Genomic DNA, 25,463 nt, shown 5'->3' on the forward strand with positions numbered 1-25,463 from the left:
ACCGTTAGAAACTTTTCAAATTATGTGCTGCTTATTCCTCATTATTTGCGATTTGTTCAAGCGCCTCCTGGATAAGCTCTTGCTCAAAGCCCCGCTGTAGCAGGTATTGGGCCGTTTTGTATTTTCTTTTGTAGGGCTGCGCCTCATGAACCGACTCATATTTCTTCGCTGCGATTTTCAGCAGGGTAGCGAAATAATCTTCTTCATCGATCTCTTCCATCCCTTTTTTGATACAATAGGCAGATACCTGTTTTTGTTTCAGCGCTGCCTGTATCTTTTTCCGGCCCCATTGCTTCATGCGGAACTTGCCGCCGGCAAAGGCTTTCGCATAGCGCTCTTCGTTGATGAAATTATCAGCTATCAACAGCGCGATGGCCTCCTCTGCTTCGGGGCCACGGATCCCCAGCTCCAGGCATTTGTATTTCACCTCCTGGTGGCAGCGTTCCTGGTAAGCGCAGTACTGGCGCAGCTTTTCAATCGCTTGTTGCAGCATGGCCTTATCTTACGATGCGCAGTTTGGCGTAGTTAAGCATGATCTTTTTCTCACCGCCGCCTTTGGGAAACACCACGGTGGCAATACGGTTGTTGGGTGCGCCTTCCATGGCAGTGATGGTGCCGAATCCGAATTTCTGGTGCTCCACTTCCATGCCTGGCGTCATTTCTGCCGGGTCATCGGGGGCGAAGCCCGGGGTAGGCACATGCGTAGAAGCCGCGGAGGATACGGGTTTGGGAGCAGGCCGGGGGTTGCTGCCCTGCGGTGGTGATGCAGGCGTTTTCTTCTGCATGCGGTCAAACATATTGCCGCCGCTGCCCCATCCGCCGCCATTGTTGCTGCTGCCAAAGGCATTGCGTACGCTGCCGCCGCCGGCATAGCTGCGGTCGATATATTTCTCCGGCATCTCTTCGAGGAAGCGGCTGGGCTCATTCTGCACCAGGTTCCCGAAACGATAACGACTGTTGGCGTAAGTAAGCCACAGGCGCGCTTTTGCACGGGTAATGGCCACATAGAACAAACGACGCTCTTCTTCCAGCTCTTCACGGGTATTGATAGACATACCGCTTGGGAAGAGCGTTTCCTCCAATCCTACGGTAAATACTACCGGAAATTCGAGGCCCTTTGCCGCGTGAATGGTCATCAGCTTCACCACGTCGCTGTCTTCATTGCCGCCTTGATCGGCATCGGTGAGCAGCGTGATCTGCTGCAGGTAAGAGCCGAGGCTCTTGTCCAGCAGCTCCCCTTCTTCATCGGGCGTTTCCGTAAATTCCTTGATGGAGTTGAGCAGTTCCTGCACGTTCTCATAACGGGCAAGCCCCTCCGTAGTTTTATCGTTGAAGAGCTCTTTTACAATATTGGTGGATTTACCTACCGCTACGGCCACATCGTAAGCATTGTGCCTGGTCAGCATCGCCTGGAAGCTGCGTATCATGGTCACAAAACCTTCGATCGCTTCGAGCGTGCCTCCTTTGAAACCAAACTCCCTGGCCCTTTCCAGCACTTCCCACATGGTGATGTTATGGTCGTTGCTGAGCACCACCGTTTTTTCGATGGTGGTTTTACCGATGCCACGCACGGGATAGTTGATGATCCTTTTGAGGCTTTCCTCATCGCGGGTATTCATCGTAATGCGCAGGTAGGCTACAAAGTCCTTGATCTCTTTACGTTGATAGAACGACAGGCCACCGAAGATGCGGTAAGGGATTGCTTTACGGCGCAGGCTTTCCTCAAAGGAGCGGCTTTGCGCATTGGTACGGTAAAGGATCACGAAATCGCGGTTATCGTAGTGATTGCGCAGTTTCTGTTCCGCGATGGTATCTGCCACAAATTTGCCCTCTTCGTTGTCGGTCATGGTGCGCACCAGTTTGATGGTATCGCCTTCGGCATTGTCGGTCCAGAGGTTCTTTTCGATCTGGCCTTTATTATGCGCGATCACTTCATTGGCAACGTTGAGAATGGATTTGGTACTGCGGTAGTTCTGTTCCAGCTTCACCACACGGGCATCGTCGTAGTCTTTTTCAAACTGCAGGATATTCTGTATGGTGGCGCCACGGAAGGAATAGATACTTTGTGCATCATCTCCCACTACGCAGATATTTTCATGCACGGCTCCCAGTAATTTGATGATCTCGTACTGTGCAGGGTTGGTATCCTGGTACTCATCGATCATGATGTACTTGAACTTGTGTTGGTACTTATGCAGTACTTCCGGGAAACTTTTGAGCAGCACATACATTTTAAACAGGAGATCATCGAAGTCCATCGCGCCGTTCTTGAAGCAGCGTTTGGCGTACATATCATAGATCTTGCCGATAAGCGGGCGGTTGGCGCGCATATCTTCCTGTTGCACGTAGTAGTCGTGCTGGTACTCCTCGGGGCTCATCAGGCTGTTTTTAGCAGCGGAGATGCGGTTATAGACGAAGTTGGGTTTATAATGTTTATCATCAAGATTGAGTTCATTGATGATGGTTTTGAGCACGCTCTTGGCGTCGTCGGTATCGTAGATGGTGAAATCGTTGGGATAGCCCAGTTTATGCGCTTCTGCGCGCAACAGGCGGGCAAATACGGAGTGAAAGGTACCTATGTAGAGGTTACGGGCTTCGCTGCCGCCGAGGATCTTTTCCACGCGTTCTTTCATTTCGCGTGCGGCCTTGTTGGTAAAGGTGAGCGACAAAATATTAAACGCGTCCACGCCATTGTTCATCAAATGGGCAATACGGGTGGTCAGTACTTTTGTTTTGCCGGAGCCGGCGCCTGCCACGATCATCAAAGGCCCGTTGAGATGGATCACTGCTTCCCGCTGCCGTTCGTTAAGCTCGTCTAGGTAGTTTGCCTTCATCACGAAAAATGCTGTTTATGGTATTTTTTTAGATTCCCGAAGGGTGTAAAAGTACGAAAATCGACGACGATTTACGAATTAAGAATTGATGATGCGCAGACGAGGGCCACAAACGAAGGTGCAGTAGATACTGGCAGCTCGCCGCGCGGGGTGCGGGCAAGGCAGCATGGCATCCTTGAATATGTTTTCCTCCCGAATGTTCTTTAGTGCCGGGTAATACGTGTTTTCAACATTTTTCTTGCAAAGTGGATACGGCTTTTCACTGTTCCAAGCGGCTCATCCAGGATAGCGGCGATCTCGTAATATTTGTACCCCTCGAAGTACAGCATAAAGGGTTGTTTGAAGATGATGGGCAGATTATACACGGCCATCTGCACGTCTTTCACCCGCAGGTCAGACTCTGCAAAGTTCCCCACTGCAGAAGGCTGATGGCTCAGCAGGTAATCGCCCACTGCGCTGTCCAGCAACCGGAACTGGCGGTTGCCACGGCGGTAATTGTTGATGAAGATGTTCCGCATGATCGTGTACAGCCAGGCGCGGATATTAGTGCCGGCGAGGTACTTGTCGCGGTTGGACAATGCTCTGAAAAGGGTTTCCTGGTAAAGGTCTTTGGCCGACTCAGCGTCCTTTGTCAAGGTAACGGCATAAGGCCGCAAAAAATCGGCGTTTCCCAGTAACAAATTGTTGAATTCGGTGGATGACATAACGGTTAACTTTAAAATTTTCGTAATCGGGCTACAGTGAGGGCCCTCCGGGGGACCGGGAGTAAAGATGCCTGCAGCGATGGTACTCACCGGGTACTCCGGCACCGGTGCTACTGCCTGCATACAGGAAAGACACGGATAGCGGCGGTATCAACACCTTGGTCCATGCCTTTGCCGGCGACTATCCAGGTGTTCTGGGTCTCATAAGTTTGTGTTTTAGTTTTAAAAAATCTACTTGCATATGGGGCTTGTTTAATCCACTTGGAACAGGTAAATGACAAAAAACAATACTCAGCGCTTCCGTAATCGTAATGCCAGCGAGATCAACATAATGCCTGATATTACTGCATAGAAGCCAAACATCCAGGTAAGTGTGATGGCTGCCGCCACCGGGTTGGCGGCCAGCAGTATGCCGAACAGGACTGTCAGCAAACCGCCCAATATATACCAGCCTTCTCCAGTAATCAGCTTCCGCAGGCGGATCGCGATGATGATCTCGAACAAGCCTGCGATCATGGCCCAGAATGCTACGAGGTAGATCAATGCCGCTCCTGTAGCAAAAGGATTGTACAACGTTAGGATGCCTAATACAACACCCACCAGGCCAGATAACAGAAAGACTCCCCAGTTTTCGGTGGTCTTGCGCGCCGCAATGGCGCCTATAACAGAAAAGAGACCTGCAATGAAAAGGTAGGCTCCCAGGAAAACAACCAATGTGGTAAAGGTAATACCCGGCCAGAAGATGGCCAATACACCCAACACGAGGGCAAAAATCCCTCTCAACAGAAAAATCCACCAGTATGCACTATAAAAATTAGGCATGCATTCTCGCTTTATGGTTTCACAATCACCGGCTTAAATTCAGGCTGGACAGGGAAGACAGACAATTCGCGCACATGTAAGCATTTCCGTTTTGCTCTTTAACAATGCTCAGCTTTGCTCTAACATACCACTTATGTACAGCATGCTATATACCGTATAACCTTAACGGCTACACGAACCCTGCCAGGTATATCACTCAGCGCTGAAAAATTTACGGAGACAGGTGTTTTCATACAAAATGGTAGTTTAACAACATTGTCGATAAACGGGGCCAAAGCTGATTTACTCGTTCTAGGATCTTCTTAACCGCCTGATATTATATCGATTTGAACAACAACAGGTTAGTAAAAATTTTTAAAGGGAGGTCTGACTCTCGTTAATGATTGGACCTTCTGACACACAATAACATCCACAAAAAATTAGACTCTTAAATAAATTTATCATTTTTTGTTAAAATAAACAAAAAAGAAATAAGGGCTTAACAAGAAAACAATATTGCGGGTACTAAGGCTCGTGCCTGTCTACCACCAGTCGCGCATCACGGTTCGCAATATCCCAGGCCGTATAGAACACCAGCCGGGCGCGGCGCGCCAGCAATTCGTAATTGATCTTCTCTACAGTATCAGTGGGTTTGTGATAGTCTGCATGGGTGCCGTTGAAGTAAAAAATGATGGGAATATTATGCTGGGCAAACATGTAGTGATCTGAGCGATAATAGAAACCTTCGGGATCATTAGGACCACTAAATTTATAATCCAGTTGCATTTTAGTGTAGGCGTGGTTAGCCTTTTCATTGATAGGACGCAGTTCGGAACTGAGTTTGGAATCGCCAATGATGTATACGTAGTTGGTATCTCTTTCATGCGCGGGGTCTATCCTGCCCACCATATCGATGTTGAGGTCTACCACGGTATTCGCCAAAGGATAAATGGGGTGTTCCGTATAGTAGCGTGATCCCAGCAAACCTTTTTCCTCACCGGAAACAGTCATGAACACCATGCTCCGGCGAGGGCCATGGCCGGCCTTTTTAGCCCTTCCAAAAGCTTTTGCGATCTCGATAACAGCAGTAGTGCCGGAGCCGTCGTCATCAGCCCCGTAATATATTTTCCCGTCGTGAATACCCAGGTGATCATAGTGAGCGGTCACAAAAACGATCTCATCTTTTTTATCGCTGCCTTCCAGAAAGCCGAGCACATTGGAAGGAGAATAGGTAATACTTGATTTCTCCAATGTGATATGTATGGGCGCGCTAACGTTAACGGGCACACGCAGTCCTTTGTCGATATCCACCAGAAGACTGTCGCCACTGCTCACGCCCAATATGGCCGCGGCCAGCGCGGGCGTAATGTAATACAGGTTGGGAGCTGTGGTAGGCTGCCGATCCATGTACAGGCCTGTTTTACGTATCTGTTCCGCGTCGAGCTTGCGATATTGCCTCGCATAGGCGCTGGTGTAGAGGATCGCTTTGGCGCCGGCATCGGCTGCCAGCTTGGGTTTATTGATGGCGCGTCCGTTCTCTCCCCCTTCCCTGACCAGTACGATCTTGCCTTTCACATCCAGGCTGTCGTAATTGATACCATATCCTGCATATACCACCGGCGCGCTGAAATCCTCATTGTGTGCGGCCCGCAGGTCGGCGAGATATTCTTCTCCGTATTGAAAGGTTTTATGATTAACCGTGATGGAGCTGTGTACCAGGGTGTCATTGTACATGGGATAATGTTGCTCCCACTGTCCATTAGCGCCAGGTTGAAGGCCTGCGGCCTCGAACTGGCTGATGATATAGGCGGCTGCCTTCTGTTGCCCCCTGGTAGCCGTTTCGCGGCCTTCCATGCCGGGGCCTGCAATCACATGGAGCTGCTGCCTGGCTGCTGCTGCCGTAATACCTTCGCCGTAAAGCGTTGCTACCGGACGGGCCGCCGCAGGCGCCTGCTTCGCCATCTGGGCGCTGGCATTCAATAACAGCAATGAACAACAAACCGTGACAAAAACTCTCATGTGGTTATTTTTACGGAGAAAAAAAGAGCTGCGTAACATCACACAGCTCTTTAATATACAAAATTTATGTAATCGTTATAATAGAAAATGTTGTGTGGCAAACCACTGCGGCTTACAGACAGGCCATTTTACGCACGCGGTTTTCGTGCCTGCCGCCTTCAAATGGCGTAGCCACGAAAACATCCACCATCTGGTTAGCAGCAGCCGTATCCACAAAACGTGCAGGGATGCAAAGCACATTGGCATTGTTATGGGAGCGTGCAAGCCTCGCCAGCTCTTCGCCCCAGCAGATCGCTGCGCGGATGCCCTGATGCTTGTTAGCCGTGATAGCTACGCCATTGGCGCTGCCACAGATCAATATACCGAATGCCGCTTCTTCTCTCTCTACCGCAGTAGACACAGGATGCGCATAATCAGGATAATCTACCGAATCTTTTGAGTGCGTACCATAATCTTTTACTTTCAATCCTTTCGCTTCCAGGTAAGAGATCACTTCTTCTTTATATTCAAATCCTGCGTGATCGGCGCCTATGGCTACAGGCAGCGCAAGATTAAAGGTAGTTTGTTCCATAACAATACGGTTTGTTTGTTAAAAATGTTGGCGCGTTATGCTGTTATCACGACCACTCTTCTACTTCTTTTTCTTCCTTGGCGAGTTTTCCTTCGCGGTCACGCAATGCTCTCTTGGATATAAAGATACTGATTTCGTAGAGTAAGTACAGCGGCGTAAATACGATGAGCTGATCCACGATATCCGGCGGCGTAATGATCGCTGCAAGAACGAGGATCACTACAATCGCGTGGCGGCGATAGCTGCGCAGGAATTGCGGCGTGAGGATACCGATTTTCGTGAGGAAGAACACCAGCACCGGCAACTCGAACAAAATACCCATACCCAAGATGATCTGTGTCATCAGATCAAAATAATCATCGATGAAGAACTGGTTCACCGCTTTGGTAGTAACGGTATAGGATGCGAGGAAGTTGATGGTAAAAGGAGCCATCAGGAAATAAGCGAAGAGGATACCCAGGAAGAATTGGAAAGATACCCAGAAGATCACGCCTCTGGCGCCTTTCAGCTCTCTTTCTTTCAATGCTGGTTTTACAAAGCGCCAGAACTCCCAGAAAATGTAAGGAAAGGCGCATACGAAGCCGATAATGAACGCCGATCTGAATTGCAGCATGATCTGCCCCACCATCAGGTGGTTCTGAAATTGCGTCTTTACAGGCGTGATACACAGATTATCCCCCAGGCCCACTGAACGGCCCAATGCACAAAGAATACGATACGATGGAAAATTCGGATTGGTAGGCCCGAAGACTATTTTGTCCAATATCTCTTCTGTGTAGATAAATCCGAATATGCTGAAAATAACGAGGGCGAAAAATGATCTGATGATGTGCCAGCGGAGATCTTCCAGGTGGTCGAAGAACGACATCTCTGCCTTGTCGTTATTGTTCTTAAATATTTTCTTTAACATGTTTATGCGATCGAACGATGTTGAATGCGGTTTGTATTCAGGATCACAAATATAGCTGTTGCATACTACAAATTACAGCCCGTTGATCATAATTCAGATTGTTTTTAATCGGGCTTTAAGACAATAGCGATCGTCATTTCCACATAATGGAAACAATCAACAGTAAAAATGTATTTCCTGGAAAGTGAAGCGGAGCGGGCGTTGAGGTAGGTACAAAAAAAGAGCCAGCCCGAGAAGAATCAAGAGCCGGCCTTTCATCCATTGTTTGTTAACCCCAAAAAAGTTGAATTCGAGAATGTCTTTGGCTTCCAGATCAACTACTTACCTAATTGATGGCAAGCGTTCAGAATAAGTAAGAATCTCTGGTAGCTTTTATTTTGTAATACAAAAATAACAAGAATTATTTTATTATCAATGTTGGAACACTTTTTTTACAACCTTTTAACAAAAATCAAATCATTGTGTTACATCACCTACAGCAAATGTATATAATCCGTGTTAAATTCCTACTACTTTTTTGAAAAACGTTTTAGCAGTAATTGTTATTGTTCCGTTAATACAAATATTATTAAAAAATTAATATTAACCTAATTTATTCTCAACAATTGTATGAACGGTAAAACTGATCAAGTTATTATACTAAAATCTTCATTTTCACCATTTCAATCCTGGTGTCCGTTACATTGAGTATATCAAATTCATAATCATCTATAATGATCCTTTCCTTAATCCTCGGAATAGTTTCGTGATGATTGATGATATAACCGGATAAAGTTTCACTTTCGTCTTCCGGAAAATCAAGTCCGTACTTTTCATTCAAATAATCAAGCTCCAGACGACCGGAGAAAATGTATTCTTTTTCTGCAATCTGCTTCTCTACAAATTCTTCTTCATCATGCTCGTCCTTGATCTCTCCGAAGATCTCTTCCAGCACATCTTCGATCGTTACAATACCTGCAGTGCCACCAAATTCATCCACTACCCAGGCAATGCTCTTGCGTTCCTTGTTAAACTTGCTGAGCAAATCAATAGCGCTCATCGTTTCCGGAACAGCCAGGATCGGGTGTATAATACTGGCGATATCCTTGGGCGACCGGAACAGGTCTAACTGATGGATATAGCCAAGAATATTGTCAATACTGCCTTCGAAGATGATGATCTTCGACAGCTTGGTATCCATGAATTTCGTTCTGGCTTCACTGATAGGGCTGTTGATCTCCAATGATTCGATCTCTTTACGGGGAATAAGACAACCGCGGATCTTCACATGTGCAAGTGATAATGCATTTTCAAACAGCTCGGTGTTGAGCTCCTGATTCTCTGCCATGTGTTGCTGCGACTGACGGATAAAATGCTCTACATCCACGCGGGTAAAGGATTCGCGGGTTTCCAGTATCCTTACGTTGAAGAGATATTTCAACATCCATTCCGAGATAGACACCAGCACATTACCGATGATGTACAGCGGTTTTGCCACGAAAGAGATCGGCAATGCAAAGAAGCTGAGCAATGCTTCCGGCCTTGAGCGGAAAATAGCTCTGGGCACAAAGAAGCCAAGGAACAACATCAGCAGCGTAGCTAACAAGATGCCCACGAGGATCATGAGCGGCGCTTTGTCGGCCTCCGCAGGCGGCGTAGGTTGCGGAGCTTGTAACACGCCCGCTACCATGATACTGTAGATCACCAGCGTGATCGTAAGACCTACCAGGCTGGTGGCCAGGAAACGGCTGGGATTTTCATTAAAGCTTGCCAAAATTTTGCCCGTAGCCCTGCCCTGCTTCTTCTTCAACTCGATGCTGAGTTTATTCACATTGGCAAAAGCCGCTTCAATACCAGCAAAGAAGCCGGCCAGCAATACCAGGAAAACTAAAATAATAATTGTGTATCCGTCCATCCCAACAAAAATAATGAATTAGGAAAAGCAACAATCAACCAGCTATTTTATATTTAAAAAATCTGTCACCAGATCTTTCACTTCTTCGTAAGCCCGCTCCAATACATCGTTTACCACGATCTTGTCGAATTCATGGGAGAACGACAGCTCGTAACGCGCCTTGGCCAGCCGCTCGTCGAGCGAATCCGCAGTTTCGGTGCCGCGCTCGCTGAGGCGCTCGCGCAGGGTATCGATCGAAGGCGGTTGTATAAATATAGTCAATGCTTCCTGATGATAGTGTTCTTTGATGGAAAGCGCGCCTTTTACATCGATATCCACCATGGGCACCTGGTTGTTGTTCCAGATGCGTTCCAGCTCACTTTTAAGGGTGCCATAATATTTGCCGGCATACACCATTTCATATTCTGCAAATTCATGCGCATCTATTTTCTGATGAAACTCTTCGAGCGTGAGGAAATAGTAATCTTTACCATTCACCTCATTGCCGCGCGGGGCGCGGGTAGCGGCGGAAATGGAGAAAGCCAGCTGCGGCAGTTCGGCCAGCAGTTTTTTTACGATGGTAGTTTTACCGGCGCCGGAAGGCGCGGTGATGATGATGATCTTTTTTTCCATAACTGTTTGTCGGTTACCACAAATGCAAAACCCAAAAACCGGCGGAAAGTTGCCTGGAATTTGGGTTTTGGTAAAGTTCTTTCGGATTATTTACACTCTCTTGATATCTGCGCCCAGTTTTCTGAGCCTTTCGTCGATGTACTGGTATCCGCGGTCGATCTGGTCGATGTTTTGAATGGTGCTCTTTCCTTCTGCACTCAGCGCAGCGATGAGCAGGGATACGCCGGCACGTATATCCGGCGACGACATGGTGATGCCGCGCAAAGGATGCTGGCGTCCCAGGCCGATCACAACGGCACGGTGCGGATCGCAAAGCACGATCTGTGCGCCCATGTCGATCAGCTTGTCCACAAAGAACAGGCGGCTCTCGAACATTTTCTGATGGATCATCACGCTGCCTTTGGCTTGCGTAGCCACTACCAGCACGATGCTGAGCAGGTCAGGCGTGAAGCCGGGCCAGGGATGATCGGATATAGTGAGAATAGAACCGTCGAGGAAGGTTTGTATCTCGTAAGCGTCCTGTGAAGGAATGTAGATATCGTTATCTCTGAATTCCATGTGGATGCCCAGCTGGCGGAACTTTTCAGGGATGATACCGAGATGTTCGATGCCGGCATTCTTGATGGTGATCTCGCTCTGCGTCATGGCGGCGAGGCCGATGAAGGAACCTATCTCGATCATATCAGGCAGCATGCTGTGTTCGCAGCCGCCGAGGTGGGAAACGCCTTCGATGGTGAGCAGGTTGGAGCCTACGCCGGAAATGCGCGCGCCCATGCGGTTCAGCATCTTGCAAAGTTGCTGCAGGTAAGGCTCGCAGGCGGCGTTGTAGATAGTGGTAACGCCTTGCGCCATTACGGCGGCCATCACGATATTGGCGGTACCGGTAACGCTGGGTTCATCGAGCAGCATGTAAGTGCCTTTGAGACCATCCGTTTCGAGGCGGAAGTAATTATCGTCCGCATCATAAAGGAATTTAGCGCCCAGTTTCTCAAAACCGATGATATGTGTATCCAGGCGGCGGCGGCCGATCTTGTCGCCGCCGGGCTTGGGGATAAAAGCCCTGCCGAAGCGCGCCAGCAGCGGGCCCGCGATCATCACGGAACCACGCAGCCTGCCTGATTTCTTCTTGAATTCAGCGCTCTGCAAATACTCGAGATCGATATTATCTGCCTGAAACTCGCAGGTATCGCGACTGATACGGTTAATCTTTACACCTGAATCTCCCAACAATTCTATCAACAGGTTAACATCTACGATATCGGGAATATTGGTAATGGTCACCTTTTCCGGTGTCAGCATAACGGCGCTGATGATCTGTAAAGCTTCGTTTTTGGCGCCTTGGGGTATAATTTCCCCTTTAAGACGGTGGCCGCCTCTTACTTCAAAAGCACTGCTCACTTGTTCCTGTTTTTGTTGTATTTGTTATTGTGCTTGTTGTTGTTATTCTTGCCGCTGTTATTGCCGCTTTTGAATTTGTTTTGCTGGAAGCTCTTCCGCTTGCCGCTGCTGGTGCGGAAATGTTCTCCTACATTGCCATTGGCAAGGGTATTACCGCCCTGTCCGAATGCAGCAGGAGCAGGTGTTCCAACGGGAGCATTGCCCGGGAAATATTCCAGTCCGCCATTGGTAATAGAAGCCAGTTCCGCTTTAATGGCGTCGTCATGCACGCTTTCCTTGTGCCAGTTAGAATAAGCCAGCTTCATGTAGTTGGCAACGGTTTGTGTAAAGCCTTCTTTCTTTTCAGGGTTCTCTTCCTGTAAAGCTTTATCGATCACCATTTCCAGGTTCTTGCCGAAGTGGCGGTTCCGGGGATATTTTTTGGGATAAGGAAGTCTGTCGGGCTTTGCTCTCAGTGTTTCCTGAGTGGGGATGGGGTAAGGTGATTCCACCTTCAGGTTAAAACTGGAGATATTGAAGATGTGATCCCAGAGTTTATGCCTGAAATCCTCCACATTTTTCAGATGCGGATTCAGCGTACCCATCAGCTCTATTACTGCCATGGCATTGCGCTGGCGGTCCATATCGTCCTCGATGGTCAGCAGAAATTCTACCATTTTCTGGATATTTCTGCCATACTCTTTCATTATCAGGTGATTACGCGTGGTATTGTATTCCATTAGTGTTATTTAAAAGTATTATTTGATGATGGAACATCTCAAGTGAAGAAGTAAATCGGCAACATCTGTGCAAACATAATAAAAAAAAGCGAGGAACATTTCACCGCATCGTAAGTCTTGAGCATGAAGAAAAAAAGCCTAATTTCAGCGGGCAAAAAAATCCGGATTTCCTCATGACCAAACTCCCCATATTGCTCCTGCACGGTGCGCTGGGCGCCAGCTCGCAATTCGCATCCCTGGCCGCTTTGCTCGAGCCTCACTATGACGTATATACGCTGAACTTCAGCGGGCATGGCGATGTCCCCTTCTCCGGGAAAGGTTTTAATATACCTGTATTTGCAGACGAAGTGATCCAGTTCCTGGAAAAGCATGACCTGGCCTTTGTACACATATTCGGTTACAGCATGGGCGGCTACGTAGCCATGTACCTCGCACGGCATGCACCTGAACGGATAGGCCATGTGATCACGCTGGCCACCAAATACAACTGGAATGAAGCCACTGCGGGCAGGGAAGTAAAACAGCTGGACCCTGCACTGATCGAAGAAAAAGTGCCTGCCTTCGCTCAAACCCTGGCGGAACGGCATGCGCCCAAAGACTGGAAAGAAGTAGTGAATAAAACAGCACAGCTGATCAGCGAGCTGGGAGGACAATCGCCTTTAAAGATGCAGGACTATGCGCAGGTGGTATCACCTTGCATGTTGATGTTGGGCGACAAAGACCATATGGTGTCTTTCCAGGAAACGATAGAAGTTTATAAAGCCTTGCCCCTGGCGCAATTCACGGTATTGCCGGATACAGTACACCCACTCGAGAAAGTGGATGTACCGTTGCTGGCATATTTTATCAGGCGATTCACGACCCAGAAGATATAAGCGCGCTTACTCTCCCATGGCCAGTTTGCCCCAGTTGTCCAATTCCTCTTCTGACCATAATTCAGGGAAGAAAATGATCCGTTTATTTTTCGGCGGCAGGAACTGTTGCCAGTTGGTACCACCGGTGGCGGCAATGTCTTCCGGTTTTTTATGCAGGTACCTTACTGCTGATTTGTAGTGCATCAGCGGCCAGCGCACGTTGATGTTCAGGTCATATTCTTTCAGGAGTGGCGCAACTTCCTGCTGATCTGCGGGCGACAGCTGCCGGTAGCACTGCTGGATATTGCAGTGTTCATAGCGGGTAGCCAGTTTCAGGAAAGGTTCCATGTATTTCAGCTCGAATTGACGCAGGGTCAATGTTTTTTTACCGGTGGCCAGTTCTGTGGCGCCGCTTCTCCAGTAGATATTATCCAGTACTTCTTTCAGCTCCTTACCCGCCATAGCCGGGCGTTGCGGCTCGTATACCAGGTTCACCAGCGTGGTGGAGCTGATCTCTATCATGCGGAATTGTCCGCTCTGGAAGCCGCTGGCAGGCAGCAGCGCCATACGGAATTTCAGGAACTGTTCCTTGTCCATCCCGTCTACCATGATCTCGAAAGAATGGATCAGGTTACGGAAATAGTTATTGATCCTTTTCAGCTGTGTTTTGAAAATATCAGCTGTGAGCTTGGGCGCCAGGCAGATCTGTTCGATAGCCTGTAGCGACAGTTTGAAATACAATTCCGTTATCTGGTGATAAATGATGAAAATATTTTCATCTGGAATCGGCGTGCGGGGGTGTTGCAGGTTGAGCAACACATCCAATTGGATATAGTCCCAGTAAGTCAGATAATCCGCGTACAGAAGGCCGTCCAGGTAGGACGACAGGTTCTGACCCATGGCGGCATATTTTTCTTCCAGCCGTTTTATTTTCTCGGCAATTTCTGTTGTAACCATGGCGAAAATTAACGATTAAGAACGATATAGCGCACTACCGCTTATCACTCTTTATCTCTAATTATTCCACCACGTTAATGGTACGATAGAAACTTTCTTCGAGAGAAATAAGGGTCTCGGTTCTTTCTATGCCTTTGATCTTTTGCAGTTCATCATGCAGGATGCGGCGTAATTGCGTGATATCTTTACAGATGATTTCCGCAAACATGCTATAGCTGCCGGTGGTGTAGTTGAGGCGTACCATTTCAGGGATCTTTCTCAGTTCTTTGGCCACAGTGTCGTACATGGAACTTTTTTCAAGATAGATACCGATAAAGGCGATCACATCGTAGCCGATCATTTTTAAATCTACATGTAATTTAGTACCTTTAACTATACCTAGTTCTTGCAATTTCTTCATTCTCACGTGGATAGTGCCCCCGGAAACGAACAGTTTCTTTCCCAGGTCTGCATAAGATATCTCAGCGTTGTTCATCATCTCGCTGATGATCTGCAGGTCGAGTTTGTCAATATTCAAATTGTGGCTCATTTTTACAATTTGTTTTTGATTGTTTTAAACTTATATGCAAATATTTAAAAAATATCGAAAATTCAAAAATTTTTCTTAAAAAATTTGCAAGAAATTCCCCATCTCTTTAGATTTGCATTATAATCGTTACTGATACAGCGATCGAAAAGCGCCGCTGACAATGATTACACAAACTTTGTGGGGTGATGAAATTGGCAGACATGCCCTCTTGTCTCGGGGGTGGGGAGTCCAGGATAAACGTAACATAATTGGGTTGACCACTAATCTTACTTGTGTTATGGCTAACTGCCCCGTGGAGGTTCGAATCCTCCTCCTACAGCTGAATTGGTTTAAAGAGTCCGCGGGCATTGCTTCGCGGGCTTTTTTGCTTTTATCCCCTTTCCAATGTTCCGCTTTCGGCTTACTTTTGCCGGAATGGGACAGAAAAAATTACAACGCTTTGCAGAAATAGAGACCTTCCCCAACGTACTCATCTACCCGGAAGGCATGCAGGGAAAATGGCACGAACACTTTCAAAACAATCATCCCCTCACCCTGGAACTGGCCTGTGGTAAAGGAGATTACACCCTGGGCCTGGCACGTATGTTCAGCAACAGGAACATCATCGGTGTGGACCTTAAAGGCAACCGCATCTGGAGAGGCGCCAAAACCGCGCTGGATGAAAAGCTGTCTAACGCCGCCTTCCTCCGCACACAAATAGATAAACTCAATAACTATTTCGCCCCCGGCGAAATAGAAGAGATATGGATCACCTTCCCCGATCCCTTCCTGCGGCAGTCGAAAGCCAAGAAAAGACTCACCCATCCGAAGTTCCTACAGCTGTATCAGCCGCTGCTGGCCCCAGGCGCTACCATCAACCTGAAAACGGATTCGGCAGAGCTCTACCGCTTTACACAGGAAGTGATCGCCGCAGCAGGCTGCACCACCATTGAAGACATAGCTGACGTATACGCTATGCCGGAAGTGCCCGCCCTCCTGCGTATCCAAACCTATTATGAAGGCATGCACCTGAAAGATGGCCGCACCATCCGCTACCTGAAATTCAGGTTACCCGAAGCGCCGATCGATTGGCGCAGCATTAAACTTCCTTCCGATGAAGCCCTTAGTGGAGAAGATTGATTTCTATTATAATGAAGACGGGTATATGGTATTCACGGAAAAATACCACCTGGACAGAGGCCACTGCTGCGGCAACGGCTGCAAACATTGTCCTTATTCCTACGAGAGAGTGCCGGAACCCAAGCGGAGCGAGCTGCTCGCCCGCCGGCAAATTCCTCCCGCGAAGTCGCAAAGCAGCAAAGATCAGAACGAACTTTAAGCCCGCAAACCATATCAGCTTCTCGCTCTGCGAGCTTAAAAATCCGCTCTGATCTTTGCTGCTTTGCGACTTTGCGAGAAAAATCCGCTATGGCCGCCCGGCGGAAAAAATTTGTCGTAAATTTCAGTATGTCAATACTCAAACTCAAGCTGGACCAGGATCAATTGGTGGAAGATTTTTTTGAAAGCTCCCACCTGATAGGCATTGTCTCTTCCGCCCGTGATTACCAGCTCTGCTGGCATATCAACAAACAACTGCACACCAATTTCCGGGCAAATAATTCGCTGGAAATTACCTTGTCGAAGAAGACCCGCTCCTTTCATTTTACCGTATTTGAATTTCAGGAGCCTACCAATTCTGTATCACACTATCTCTACAACAACCACTGCCGCGCCGAATTCCTGCTGCCCGAGCTGAAACATATTCACTATCTCTGGCTGATCAAAGGCGACTACTACCGCCCCGAAGATGTAAAAAAATTATTGGAAGAATTACGTAGCGTTCCGCCGGTACAATTAGTATCTTTACTGGATATCCGGGACATCAGGAATAAGATGAACCTTATTTTTTGATAATTTGACCAAAGACCTACAGAGAAACCCCTGAAAATAAATCTTAAAAAATTCCTGTTATGTGGGAAGAAAAAAATAATCAGCTTTATCGCGCATTCACGTTCCAAGACTTCCGGGAGGCCTTTGCATTTATGACCAAAGTGGCGCTGGTAGCTGAAAAGATGGATCATCATCCCTATTGGATCAATGTGTATAACAAAGTAGAGATCTACCTCAGTACACACGATGCAGGTAATATAATCACAGAGAAAGACAAAAAGCTGGCTGCCGCCATCGATAAATTGTTGTAATCATTTATATACGCCGCCTCGTGAAGCGCATCTTACTAATGCTGCTGTTGTATTGCTACACGGCAGGTACCTTTGCCATCAATCCCCGTCAGCAAGCTGATACGCTGGTGACCTCCCTGGCCCCCGCACTCCTGAAACTGGACCTGCGGCCCTATACCGGCGTTTACGCCAACCAGCATGGAAAGATGGGCATCCAGGATGTTTCCCGGATGAGCTTTTCCAGGAATGACGCCGCTTTCCATGACGCCCAACGCAATAACGGCCGCTCCAATAATTGCTGGCTACAACTGCACGTAAAAAATACAGGCACTAACCCGATCGACTATACGTTTTTTGCCGGCTGGCACGACTATATGTACTGGTATGTGCAAACGCCAGGCAGCGAACCGCAATTGCTCATGCAAACAGGCCTCATGCTCGACCGTGGCGGCGTGGAAAGGTGGGACCACTATGGTTTCCAGGTAGCCGTTCCACCTGGCGAAACCCGAACTTTCTATCTCCACATCGTTAATAAATCATTCAACGAAAACCCGCTGATGCCGGTGCTTTTCAACGCGGCCGCCTTTGTGCAGTTCCATAACAAACAACTGGACGTTTACCGCAAGGAAGCCGTGATAATACTCGTGTTGCTGGGCATGCTACTGGTATTTTTCAGCATCTCGATCATCAACTATATCCAGCTGCCGGACCGCTCCTACCTTTACTTTGCGATATATGTGCTGGGCCTGATATTTTTCTTTGCCCTGCGACTGGAAAGCAAGCCCTATCAGCTTTCTTTCTTCCATCGTTGGCCCATGCTGAAATATTATTGGGATATTCCGGCGCTGCTATTCTGTTTTTACCTGATGTACCTGCTCTTCGGCAACGCCTTCCTGAACCTGAAAGAACGCTATCCCTTTATGGAACGGGTGTTTACCTGGGTGGCGGCGGCAGTGGGCGGGCTGATCATTGTGTGCATGTATTGTATTTCAGAAGATCAATACCATCTTCCTACGATCATTTACAGTTATGTATATTTTGGAACGCTGGCGCCATTGCTGGCTGTATTCGTAGCGCTGGCGCGGCGTTCGCGGCATCATCCGCTGGTGCGGTTTTTCCTTTTCGGATCGGTATGCCTGTACCTGGCCTGCTGTGGCTCCTTTCTGATGCATGTGCGGCCGCTCGGACTACTGGGCGCGCTCGGCGAGCTCGCGGCGCCTACCATGCTGCTCATCGGCGGCGTGCTGCTACAGGCCATGTTCTTCCTCGCCGGCCTGAGCTACCGTAATAAACTGGTGCATCATGAACGCACCCGCACACAGGAACTGCTCATTAAACAGCTCAACAAGAACAAGGAATTACAACGCAAACTGAATGAACAACTCGAAGAACTGGTAAAAGAACAAACTACCGAAATACTCCGCAAGAAACAAGAGCTGGAAGAACAAAGAAAAAAACAGCTGGAAACAGAATACGATAAAAAATTAACGGAGATAGAGCTGAAGGCCATCCGCGCGCAAATCAATCCCCACTTCATTTTCAACTGCCTCAACTCCATCCAGCTGTTCGTGATGCAAAGGGATTTTGAATATGCGCAAAAATATCTCTCTGACTTCTCCTATCTTATCCGCAAAACGCTCGACTTCTCCCGGCGCAACTTCATCTCGCTGGCCGATGAGATCACGTATCTCAACACATATCTTGGATTGGAAAAAATGCGCTTCGAGAACCGGATGGAATATGAGATCATTGTAGATCCGGCCATTGCCACCGCTGAACTGGAAATACCTGCCATGTTGTTACAGCCTTATGTGGAAAACGCCGTGAAACATGGCATGACCAACCCCTCGCAGGCTATTGGTAAATTAAGCATCCGCTTTACGCAGGTAGCCTCCGACATGCTCGAATGCGTGGTGGAAGATAACGGCATCGGCATCGCCCGCAGCCGCGCTTTGCGCGCCCTGCCCAATCATCATCAGTCTTCAGGAATGGAGATCAGCCAGAACCGCGCAGAGCTGCTGAACAAAATGTATAATACCGAAATACAAATAGAGATCATCGACAAATCAGCGCAGAATAAGGAAGATAGCGGCACCACTGTACATATCCTGATCCCCCAGTTATAATTATTAATGTTAGAGCATGCAATATGATAAAGGCAATTATTATTGATGATGAGCGGAACAGCCGGGACATTATTGCCCTTATGCTGGAAAAGTACTGCCCCCAAGTGAGCATTGCAGCTATGGCCTCCGATTGCGCTGACGGCATCAGCAAAATAAAAGAACATCAGCCACAACTGGTATTCCTGGATCTCGAAATGCCCGATGGCACCGGGTTTGACATACTCGCCAATACACAGTCCGATGGCTGCTTTGAATCAATTTTCGTTACCGCCTTCGAGAAAAAATTCCTGCATGTGATCCGCTTCAGTGAAGTGGAGCTGATCCTCAAGCCTATCGACAAGGAAAGCCTCTTGCAGGCCGTGAATACGATCACACGCCGGATCGAGGCCATGCAAAGCAAACAACGTTACCAGGTATTGATGAATAATTTCAACAACAGCCTGCCATCCTCCTGGAAAATAGTGATACCCGGCGCTAACGGAGAAGAATATACGATAACGCTGCCTTCTATAGAATATGTGGAATCCAGTATGGACAAATGTTATTTCCAACTCGGCTCCGGCACGTACATACAGTCGGCGCGGCCTTTCCGCTACTATGCCGATCTGTTTGCCGGCTTGAAATTCTTCCAGATCAATCATCAGCAGCTGGTGCAGCTTTCGAGTATTGGCTACTTCTCCCCCGACGATGGCAAGATAGTGCTCAAAAGCGGTACTGTATTGGAGATTGCAGAGAGAAGAAGGAAAGACCTCATCGTGCGGCTCCACAGCAACCGTTAGGAAAAACGTATATCCGGCTCCGTGGTTTCAGGTTTTTCAAAATTTCAGCGTCTCTTTTTCCGATTTGTTCAATCCCGCTTCTTCGTTTTTTTATAAATGAAAGTGATATCCCTGTTTTTTATACTGATAATGCAAGCGCGCGAAGAGTACGTAACAATTTCTTAACAAAAAAATTTGGTGGATTAGGTTTTGGTCGTACATTTGACCCGCAAAACAAAATAGTCAAACGGTCAGTATGACCATTTTGTGGAGAACTATACTATGGTAGAACAGGATCAGAAACGGGAAATGATACTGGAAGCAGCACTGAAGCGATTCAAGCGTTTCGGTCTGTCGAAAACGACCATGGAAGAGGTAGCCCGTGACCTGGAAATCTCCAAAGGCTCTTTGTATTACTATTTTTCCGACAAGGAGTCCATCTATGTGGCGGTGGTGGAGCGGATGATAGCCGATTGTTTCATTGACATGTCGGCCTATGTGGAAGCGGCGCCTTGCGTGGATGCGGTGATAGCGCGTTACCTGGAGCTGAAAGAGCGGATGTTACTGGAATATCATTTTCTCTTCGGTGTGAATGAATGGGTAAAGGAAGCGCCTTCGAAGATGATGCGGCAGATCATTGAATTGCTGCAACAGGTGGAGATCGCGTTTTTGGAGGGCACTATCAGAAAGGGCGTCAGCAGCGGCGAATTGAATGAGCGCACCGATGCTTCACAAGCGGCCAACCTGCTGGTAAATGTGTTGTTTGGCCTGTGGGTGATCTGGTGCAAGTGGCAGGCTTCGGGCTTCGACCCGCATGACCGCGAAGGCCTGAGATGCTTTATGGACAAGGAAAAAGAAGTACTCGCCATTTTCTTTAATGGCTTAAGATATCGACCAACAATCAATTGAGATTGGCTTTAATGTATGTAGAAGAATCAAAGAATGTAAGTACAGTTTTATTGAATATTTAAATTTACGAAAGATGAAAAAGTTGATTGTAATGGCCGCAGTAGCACTGTTCGGCACACAAGTAGCAAAGGCTCAGTTTTCAAAAGGCGATGTTATCCTGGGCGGCAATGTTAACGTAAAAAGTCACTCCGACAAAGTAAAAGACGCTAGCGACAAAAATACCAATACTTCCTTCGGTATCAGCCCCAAAGTAGGCGTAGCACTGAATCCTAACTGGGTACTGGGTGTTTTCGCTGAATCAAACTTCGGCTTCGAAAAAGACATTAAAGATGTAAAAACCAAAACTTTCGGCATTGCTCCGGGCGTTTTCGTTCGTAACTACCACATGCTGGGTCAGAGCAAATTTGCTTTCTTCGCAGAAGCGAATGCAGCTTATGATTTTGGCAACAAAAAAATAGGTGGCGATAAAGTAAGCAGCTACAATGGTTTCAAAGTAAATGTAGCTCCTGGTATCACTTACTTCGTGACTAAACACTTTATGCTGGAAGGTCAGTTCGGTGGTCTGGGTTACGCTTTCAGACAGGACAAGAACGAAGTTTCCGGCGTCAAAACCAACAACAACGATTTCAACTTCAACTTCACGAAGGAATTCGCGTTGGGTGTTAACTTCATCTTCTAGTTGTTGCACACATGTTTTATGTGAAATAGTTAAAGGTTAATAAACGGTGCGCCCCGCTGTAGCAATACAGTGGGGCGTTTTTTTGTATCTTTGCAACAGAGCAAATTAACCAGTCATGAGGAACCTGAAGTACTGTTTCACCGCAGCCGCGCTAATTATTTCAATGGGCAGTTGCGTTACTTATCAAACGCAAGGCGGCAACCCGCATGGCCTGCCGCCGGGGCAGGCGAAAAAGATCTACGGCACGCAATCGGCCAAACCATTTGCGCCGGGGCAACAAAAGAAACAATATAATTATTGATCCAATAAAAAAATCCCGCTGCGGTAAGCCACAGCGGGATTTTTGTTTGATATCCTTACTGATTATCCATTCATGGAGATCAGGAATTCTTCGTTGTTCTTTGTGCCACGCATATGTTGCAGCATGAAGTGCATAGACTCATCTGTGTTCATATCAGCGAGGTGGTTACGCAGGATGTGGATACGTTTCAATGAATCCTTATCCAGCAGCAGGTCGTCGCGGCGGGTAGAAGATGCAGAAACATCGATAGCCGGGAAGATGCGTTTGTTAGCCAGTTTACGATCGAGTGCCAGCTCCATGTTACCGGTACCTTTGAACTCTTCGAAGATCACTTCGTCCATTTTGGAACCGGTGTCGATGAGTGCAGTAGCGAGGATGGTAAGAGAGCCGCCGTTTTCGATCTTACGGGCGGCGCCGAAGAACTGTTTAGGTTTCTGCATGGCGTTAGCTTCCACACCACCGCTCAACACCTTACCAGATGCGGGTGCTACGGTGTTGTGTGCACGGGCAAGACGGGTGATCGAGTCGAGCAGGATCACTACATCGTGGCCGCATTCAACCAGGCGTTTTGCTTTCTGTAAAGCGATAGCGGATACTTTCACGTGTTTCTCTGCGGGTTCGTCGAAGGTAGATGCGATCACTTCTGCTTTCACGCTACGTTCCATATCGGTCACCTCTTCCGGGCGCTCATCGATGAGCACCACCATCAGGTAGATCTCAGGGTGATTGGTAGCGATGGCGTTGGCCACTTCTTTCAGCAACATGGTTTTACCTACCTTGGGTTGCGCAACAATAAGTCCGCGCTGGCCCTTACCGATAGGCGTAAACATATCCATGATACGGGTAGAGTAGTTATTGGAAGTGGTGGTGAGCCGCAGTTTCTCGAAGGGGAACAACGGTGTGAGATAATCGAAAGGCACGCGGTCGCGCACTTCTTCCGGTGATTTACCGTTGATGGTTTCCACTTTGAGCAGCGCGAAATATTTCTCTCCTTCTTTCGGTGGGCGTACAGCGCCTTTCACGGTATCGCCGGTTTTAAGGCCGAAGAGTTTTATCTGCGATGGAGATACATAAATATCATCCGGTGAGCTGAGATAGTTGTAATCAGAAGAACGCAGGAAACCATAGCCATCGGGCATCATTTCCAGTACGCCTTCGCTGACGATCACGCCATCAAACTCTATATTAAAAACAGGTTCTTTCTTGTTAGGGAAACGGTTTTTCTGTGCAGCAGGAGAAACAGTTTCTATTTCATCCGGCATTACAAAATCATCATCCTCTTCCTCTTCTTCTTCCTCTTCCTGTGCAACCGGCGCTGGTGCGGGTATTACTTCTTCTTCCTCATCTTCTGTAAAAGCGGGAATGATAATATCATCATCGTCGTCGAAAGTAAGAGAAGGGATGCTGTCCAGGTCGATGTCAAAGTCTTTGATCTTAGCTTTGGGAGCGGGTTCTGGAGTTTCTTCCGTTTCTTTTGTTTTGGTTCCGGTTACCTTTTTGGTTTTTTTAGCGGCAGGTTTCTCTTCAGCGTGAACAGGTTCTTCGGCGGTGTGATTTGCTTCGTCTTTCTTTACTGGTTTGCGTTTGCGTGCTTTCTTTTCTTCTCCGTTGGCCGGGTTATCTTCAGAAGCCATTACTGCTTGTTTATCGAGGATTTTGTAGATAAGGTCCTGTTTGTTCAGTTTTTTTGCGTTGGGAACATCAAGCTTCTCTGCAATATCAAGCAGCTCAGGAACGAGCATGTCGTTCAATTGTAAGATGTCGTACATCATCTGTGTTGTCAAATTTTAGGAGTGTTGTGAGGTGGGTACCACTGCATACCAACATACACCAATTACTAATAATTGTTTTGAGTCAATAAATTTAATTTGATTATTAAATTTGATAGGGAATGATTGAGTTCAGGAACTGCTGATGAAGATGGAAATGTGAACTTAATCAGACAGATTGTAACGCAAGATTAAAACAAGTTTTATTATTATCCAAATAAAATTGACCGCCAAATTCCCCTGATTACCTTGCAGCTACTCACTTGCAGGGCTCCCGCCCCCCGGCATCCCAGCAGCAGTGCGCCCTCCGTTCAGCCCTCCGAATATTATATTATCGTGATTTTTAACATTTCTTTTGCAACCTCCGCTTGCAAAATTCGCGGTAAATGCAAGCAGGCAGGCTATGCACTCTGAAGTTTTCCACTTATTTTTGCAATCCTAAAATTTTAATATTATGAGCCAAAGGACGAAAGTCAAACAGATCCTGGCAGACGACAGGACGAACTACGAAGTCACAGTAAAGGGTTGGGTGCGGTCTTTCCGCAATAACCAGTTTATCGCTTTGAACGACGGCTCTACCAATAATAATCTGCAAATCGTTATTAATACAGATAATATAGATGCTGCGCTGATCAAGCGCATCACCACCGGCGCCTCTATCAGTGCTACCGGAGAGGTGATCGCCTCTCTCGGCAAAGGCCAGCGCGTGGAGCTGAAAGCCTCCACCATCGGGATCCTCGGCGATTGCGACCCTGAAAAATATCCCCTGCAGCTGAAGAACAAGCCCAGCCTGGAATACCTCCGCGAAATCGCGCACCTGCGCTTCCGGACCAATACTTTCGGGGCTATCTTTCGTATTCGCCATACGCTCGCATTTGCTGTGCACAAGTTTTTCAACGAACGCGGATTTGTATATCTCCATACGCCGATCATCACCGCCTCCGATGCAGAAGGCGCCGGCGAGATGTTCCGGGTAACCACACTCGATGTGAACAAGCCGCCACGCACAGCATCCGGCGAAGTAGACTTTAAAGAAGATTTCTTCGGCCGCTCCACCAACCTCACCGTTTCCGGCCAGCTGGAAGGTGAGCTGGGCGCTATGGCCTTCGGCGATATCTACACCTTCGGGCCTACTTTCCGTGCGGAGAACTCCAACACAGCCCGCCACCTCGCTGAATTCTGGATGATAGAACCCGAAATGGCCTTCTATGAACTGGAAGATAACATGAACCTCGCCGAAGCCTTCATCAAATCCGTAATCGGTTACGTACTGGAACATAACCGCGAAGACCTCGATTTCCTCGCGGCACGCCTCGTAGAAGAAGAAAAACAAAAGCCGCAGCAGGAACGCAGCGAAATGGGCCTCATCGAAAAGCTCGAATTCGTGCTCAACAACGAGTTTATGCGACTCACCTACACGGAAGCGATCGAGATACTGAAAGACAGTAAACCTAACAAAAATAAAAAGTTCCAATACCTCATCGAAGGCTGGGGCGCCGACCTGCAAAGCGAGCATGAACGCTATCTTGTAGAGAAACATTTCAAAAAACCGGTGATCCTCACCGATTATCCGAAAGAGATCAAATCTTTCTACATGAAGCTCAATGCAGACGGCAAAACCGTACGTGCGATGGATATCCTCTTCCCGGGCATCGGTGAGATGGTGGGCGGTTCGCAACGTGAAGAAGATTACGACACACTGGTAGCGCGCATGAAAGAGATGCACGTACCCGTGGAAGAACTGAGCTGGTTCCTCGATACCCGCCGCTTTGGTACGGCGCCGCATTCCGGCTTCGGGCTTGGCTTTGAGCGTTTGATCCTGTTTGTGACCGGCATGACCAACATCCGCGACGTGATCCCGTTCCCGAGAACACCCAAGAGCGCCGAGTTTTAATCAGCGCCCGATCATCATATCAAGCCCGGCTTCCATAGCCGGGCTTTTTTATGGAATTTATCTCTC

At 47.8% G+C, this 25,463-nt stretch carries 25 protein-coding genes; 11 read left to right on the forward strand and 14 right to left on the reverse strand.

Annotation, left to right across the window (positions count from 1 at the left end; translation table 11 throughout):
- Window positions 1-31 precede the first annotated feature (31 nt).
- The 11 genes from FPG75_RS17085 to FPG75_RS17135 form a co-directional block, all read right to left on the reverse strand.
- Window positions 32-493, reverse strand: coding sequence for a regulatory protein RecX (locus FPG75_RS17085; protein ID WP_143308155.1), 462 nt, complete (start codon window positions 491-493; stop codon window positions 32-34).
- Window positions 494-497: 4 nt separating this feature from the next.
- Window positions 498-2,834: an ATP-dependent helicase gene (locus FPG75_RS17090; RefSeq protein ID WP_143308157.1), complete on the reverse strand. Its 2,337-nt coding sequence runs from the start codon at window positions 2,832-2,834 to the stop codon at window positions 498-500.
- 203 nt (window positions 2,835-3,037) lie between these two features.
- Window positions 3,038-3,538 (reverse strand): RNA polymerase sigma factor, encoded by a 501-nt coding sequence (locus FPG75_RS17095; RefSeq protein ID WP_143308159.1) that lies wholly within the window; start codon window positions 3,536-3,538, stop codon window positions 3,038-3,040.
- A 291-nt stretch (window positions 3,539-3,829) separates the two neighbouring features.
- Window positions 3,830-4,360: an HdeD family acid-resistance protein gene (locus FPG75_RS17100; protein WP_143308161.1), complete on the reverse strand. Its 531-nt coding sequence runs from the start codon at window positions 4,358-4,360 to the stop codon at window positions 3,830-3,832.
- 504 nt (window positions 4,361-4,864) lie between these two features.
- The gene (locus FPG75_RS17105; RefSeq protein WP_161596835.1) at window positions 4,865-6,358 is read right to left on the reverse strand and encodes a M28 family peptidase; all 1,494 of its coding nucleotides are present in this window, start codon (window positions 6,356-6,358) and stop codon (window positions 4,865-4,867) included.
- Between the two features lie 112 nt (window positions 6,359-6,470).
- Window positions 6,471-6,929 carry a ribose 5-phosphate isomerase B gene (rpiB, locus tag FPG75_RS17110; protein ID WP_143308165.1) on the reverse strand — a complete coding sequence of 153 codons (459 nt, stop codon included), beginning with the start codon at window positions 6,927-6,929 and terminating at the stop codon, window positions 6,471-6,473.
- Between the two features lie 46 nt (window positions 6,930-6,975).
- The gene (tatC, locus tag FPG75_RS17115; RefSeq protein WP_143308168.1) at window positions 6,976-7,839 is read right to left on the reverse strand and encodes a twin-arginine translocase subunit TatC; all 864 of its coding nucleotides are present in this window, start codon (window positions 7,837-7,839) and stop codon (window positions 6,976-6,978) included.
- A gap of 634 nt (window positions 7,840-8,473) precedes the next feature.
- Window positions 8,474-9,733: a hemolysin family protein gene (locus FPG75_RS17120; protein WP_143308170.1), complete on the reverse strand. Its 1,260-nt coding sequence runs from the start codon at window positions 9,731-9,733 to the stop codon at window positions 8,474-8,476.
- Between the two features lie 42 nt (window positions 9,734-9,775).
- Window positions 9,776-10,345 carry a guanylate kinase gene (gene gmk, locus FPG75_RS17125; RefSeq protein WP_143308172.1) on the reverse strand — a complete coding sequence of 190 codons (570 nt, stop codon included), beginning with the start codon at window positions 10,343-10,345 and terminating at the stop codon, window positions 9,776-9,778.
- Between the two features lie 90 nt (window positions 10,346-10,435).
- Window positions 10,436-11,743 carry a UDP-N-acetylglucosamine 1-carboxyvinyltransferase gene (murA, locus tag FPG75_RS17130; RefSeq protein WP_143308174.1) on the reverse strand — a complete coding sequence of 436 codons (1,308 nt, stop codon included), beginning with the start codon at window positions 11,741-11,743 and terminating at the stop codon, window positions 10,436-10,438.
- Window positions 11,740-12,462, reverse strand: a complete 723-nt coding sequence (locus FPG75_RS17135; RefSeq protein WP_143308176.1) for a DUF4290 domain-containing protein — start codon at window positions 12,460-12,462, stop codon at window positions 11,740-11,742. The genes murA and FPG75_RS17135 overlap by 4 nt, the downstream gene beginning before the upstream one ends.
- 173 nt (window positions 12,463-12,635) lie before the next feature.
- On the opposite strand from FPG75_RS17135, the gene FPG75_RS17140 reads away from it, so the two are divergent.
- Entirely contained in the window at window positions 12,636-13,337 is a 702-nt protein-coding gene (locus tag FPG75_RS17140; protein WP_143308178.1) for an alpha/beta fold hydrolase, read from the forward strand.
- A gap of 6 nt (window positions 13,338-13,343) precedes the next feature.
- On the opposite strand, the gene FPG75_RS17145 is transcribed toward FPG75_RS17140, so the two are convergent.
- On the reverse strand, window positions 13,344-14,273 hold the full coding sequence (locus FPG75_RS17145; RefSeq protein ID WP_143308180.1) for a tryptophan 2,3-dioxygenase family protein: 930 nt from the start codon (window positions 14,271-14,273) through the stop codon (window positions 13,344-13,346).
- Window positions 14,274-14,334: 61 nt separating this feature from the next.
- A complete protein-coding gene (locus FPG75_RS17150) occupies window positions 14,335-14,802 on the reverse strand; it encodes an Lrp/AsnC ligand binding domain-containing protein (RefSeq protein WP_029465139.1) in 468 nt (155 codons plus the stop codon).
- A 414-nt stretch (window positions 14,803-15,216) separates the two neighbouring features.
- On the opposite strand from FPG75_RS17150, the gene trmB reads away from it, so the two are divergent.
- The 9 genes from trmB to FPG75_RS17195 all read left to right on the forward strand — a co-directional run bounded on the left by trmB (window position 15,217) and on the right by FPG75_RS17195 (window position 21,734).
- Window positions 15,217-15,921 (forward strand): tRNA (guanosine(46)-N7)-methyltransferase TrmB, encoded by a 705-nt coding sequence (gene trmB / locus FPG75_RS17155; RefSeq protein WP_143308182.1) that lies wholly within the window; start codon window positions 15,217-15,219, stop codon window positions 15,919-15,921.
- Window positions 15,896-16,120: a DUF5522 domain-containing protein gene (locus tag FPG75_RS17160; protein WP_143308184.1), complete on the forward strand. Its 225-nt coding sequence runs from the start codon at window positions 15,896-15,898 to the stop codon at window positions 16,118-16,120. The genes trmB and FPG75_RS17160 overlap by 26 nt, the downstream gene beginning before the upstream one ends.
- A gap of 128 nt (window positions 16,121-16,248) precedes the next feature.
- On the forward strand, window positions 16,249-16,692 hold the full coding sequence (locus FPG75_RS17165; RefSeq protein ID WP_143308186.1) for an IPExxxVDY family protein: 444 nt from the start codon (window positions 16,249-16,251) through the stop codon (window positions 16,690-16,692).
- A 59-nt stretch (window positions 16,693-16,751) separates the two neighbouring features.
- A complete protein-coding gene (locus FPG75_RS17170; protein WP_143308188.1) occupies window positions 16,752-16,982 on the forward strand; it encodes a 4a-hydroxytetrahydrobiopterin dehydratase in 231 nt (76 codons plus the stop codon).
- A gap of 20 nt (window positions 16,983-17,002) precedes the next feature.
- Window positions 17,003-19,087, forward strand: coding sequence for a histidine kinase (locus FPG75_RS17175; protein WP_143308190.1), 2,085 nt, complete (start codon window positions 17,003-17,005; stop codon window positions 19,085-19,087).
- A 23-nt stretch (window positions 19,088-19,110) separates the two neighbouring features.
- The gene (locus FPG75_RS17180; RefSeq protein WP_143308192.1) at window positions 19,111-19,866 is read left to right on the forward strand and encodes a LytR/AlgR family response regulator transcription factor; all 756 of its coding nucleotides are present in this window, start codon (window positions 19,111-19,113) and stop codon (window positions 19,864-19,866) included.
- Between the two features lie 246 nt (window positions 19,867-20,112).
- On the forward strand, window positions 20,113-20,754 hold the full coding sequence (locus FPG75_RS17185; RefSeq protein WP_143308194.1) for a TetR/AcrR family transcriptional regulator: 642 nt from the start codon (window positions 20,113-20,115) through the stop codon (window positions 20,752-20,754).
- A gap of 73 nt (window positions 20,755-20,827) precedes the next feature.
- Entirely contained in the window at window positions 20,828-21,433 is a 606-nt protein-coding gene (locus FPG75_RS17190; RefSeq protein WP_143308196.1) for an outer membrane beta-barrel protein, read from the forward strand.
- A 115-nt stretch (window positions 21,434-21,548) separates the two neighbouring features.
- Window positions 21,549-21,734 (forward strand): hypothetical protein, encoded by a 186-nt coding sequence (locus FPG75_RS17195; protein ID WP_143308198.1) that lies wholly within the window; start codon window positions 21,549-21,551, stop codon window positions 21,732-21,734.
- Between the two features lie 62 nt (window positions 21,735-21,796).
- On the opposite strand, the gene rho is transcribed toward FPG75_RS17195, so the two are convergent.
- Window positions 21,797-23,503, reverse strand: a complete 1,707-nt coding sequence (gene rho / locus FPG75_RS17200; protein WP_143308789.1) for a transcription termination factor Rho — start codon at window positions 23,501-23,503, stop codon at window positions 21,797-21,799.
- A gap of 454 nt (window positions 23,504-23,957) precedes the next feature.
- Between rho and asnS the strand changes: the two genes are divergently transcribed.
- Complete coding sequence (gene asnS, locus FPG75_RS17205; protein WP_201747976.1) at window positions 23,958-25,397, forward strand: asparagine--tRNA ligase; 1,440 nt, start codon at window positions 23,958-23,960, stop codon at window positions 25,395-25,397.
- The last annotated feature ends 66 nt before the right edge of the window (window positions 25,398-25,463 follow it).

It is taken from the genome of Chitinophaga vietnamensis, assembly GCF_902167635.1.
In the GTDB taxonomy this organism is placed as follows: Bacteria; Bacteroidota; Bacteroidia; order Chitinophagales; family Chitinophagaceae; genus Chitinophaga; species Chitinophaga vietnamensis.

What these genes read in the sequence shown, in the direction of transcription:
- FPG75_RS17145 (WP_143308180.1), bottom strand. Translation starts at nt 14,273, where the DNA reads ATGGTTACAACAGAAATTGCCGAGAAAATAAAACGGCTGGAAGAAAAA.
- FPG75_RS17180 (WP_143308192.1), top strand. Translation starts at nt 19,111, where the DNA reads ATGATAAAGGCAATTATTATTGATGATGAGCGGAACAGCCGGGACATT.
- rho (WP_143308789.1), bottom strand. Translation starts at nt 23,503, where the DNA reads ATGTACGACATCTTACAATTGAACGACATGCTCGTTCCTGAGCTGCTT.
- FPG75_RS17170 (WP_143308188.1), top strand. Translation starts at nt 16,752, where the DNA reads ATGTGGGAAGAAAAAAATAATCAGCTTTATCGCGCATTCACGTTCCAA.
- gmk (WP_143308172.1), bottom strand. Translation starts at nt 10,345, where the DNA reads ATGGAAAAAAAGATCATCATCATCACCGCGCCTTCCGGCGCCGGTAAA.
- trmB (WP_143308182.1), top strand. Translation starts at nt 15,217, where the DNA reads ATGGGACAGAAAAAATTACAACGCTTTGCAGAAATAGAGACCTTCCCC.
- asnS (WP_201747976.1), top strand. Translation starts at nt 23,958, where the DNA reads ATGAGCCAAAGGACGAAAGTCAAACAGATCCTGGCAGACGACAGGACG.
- FPG75_RS17195 (WP_143308198.1), top strand. Translation starts at nt 21,549, where the DNA reads ATGAGGAACCTGAAGTACTGTTTCACCGCAGCCGCGCTAATTATTTCA.
- rpiB (WP_143308165.1), bottom strand. Translation starts at nt 6,929, where the DNA reads ATGGAACAAACTACCTTTAATCTTGCGCTGCCTGTAGCCATAGGCGCC.
- FPG75_RS17135 (WP_143308176.1), bottom strand. Translation starts at nt 12,462, where the DNA reads ATGGAATACAATACCACGCGTAATCACCTGATAATGAAAGAGTATGGC.
- FPG75_RS17090 (WP_143308157.1), bottom strand. Translation starts at nt 2,834, where the DNA reads ATGAAGGCAAACTACCTAGACGAGCTTAACGAACGGCAGCGGGAAGCA.
- FPG75_RS17085 (WP_143308155.1), bottom strand. Translation starts at nt 493, where the DNA reads ATGCTGCAACAAGCGATTGAAAAGCTGCGCCAGTACTGCGCTTACCAG.
- FPG75_RS17165 (WP_143308186.1), top strand. Translation starts at nt 16,249, where the DNA reads ATGTCAATACTCAAACTCAAGCTGGACCAGGATCAATTGGTGGAAGAT.
- FPG75_RS17140 (WP_143308178.1), top strand. Translation starts at nt 12,636, where the DNA reads ATGACCAAACTCCCCATATTGCTCCTGCACGGTGCGCTGGGCGCCAGC.
- FPG75_RS17105 (WP_161596835.1), bottom strand. Translation starts at nt 6,358, where the DNA reads ATGAGAGTTTTTGTCACGGTTTGTTGTTCATTGCTGTTATTGAATGCC.
- FPG75_RS17100 (WP_143308161.1), bottom strand. Translation starts at nt 4,360, where the DNA reads ATGCCTAATTTTTATAGTGCATACTGGTGGATTTTTCTGTTGAGAGGG.
- FPG75_RS17160 (WP_143308184.1), top strand. Translation starts at nt 15,896, where the DNA reads ATGAAGCCCTTAGTGGAGAAGATTGATTTCTATTATAATGAAGACGGG.
- tatC (WP_143308168.1), bottom strand. Translation starts at nt 7,839, where the DNA reads ATGTTAAAGAAAATATTTAAGAACAATAACGACAAGGCAGAGATGTCG.
- FPG75_RS17120 (WP_143308170.1), bottom strand. Translation starts at nt 9,733, where the DNA reads ATGGACGGATACACAATTATTATTTTAGTTTTCCTGGTATTGCTGGCC.
- FPG75_RS17150 (WP_029465139.1), bottom strand. Translation starts at nt 14,802, where the DNA reads ATGAGCCACAATTTGAATATTGACAAACTCGACCTGCAGATCATCAGC.
- FPG75_RS17095 (WP_143308159.1), bottom strand. Translation starts at nt 3,538, where the DNA reads ATGTCATCCACCGAATTCAACAATTTGTTACTGGGAAACGCCGATTTT.
- FPG75_RS17190 (WP_143308196.1), top strand. Translation starts at nt 20,828, where the DNA reads ATGAAAAAGTTGATTGTAATGGCCGCAGTAGCACTGTTCGGCACACAA.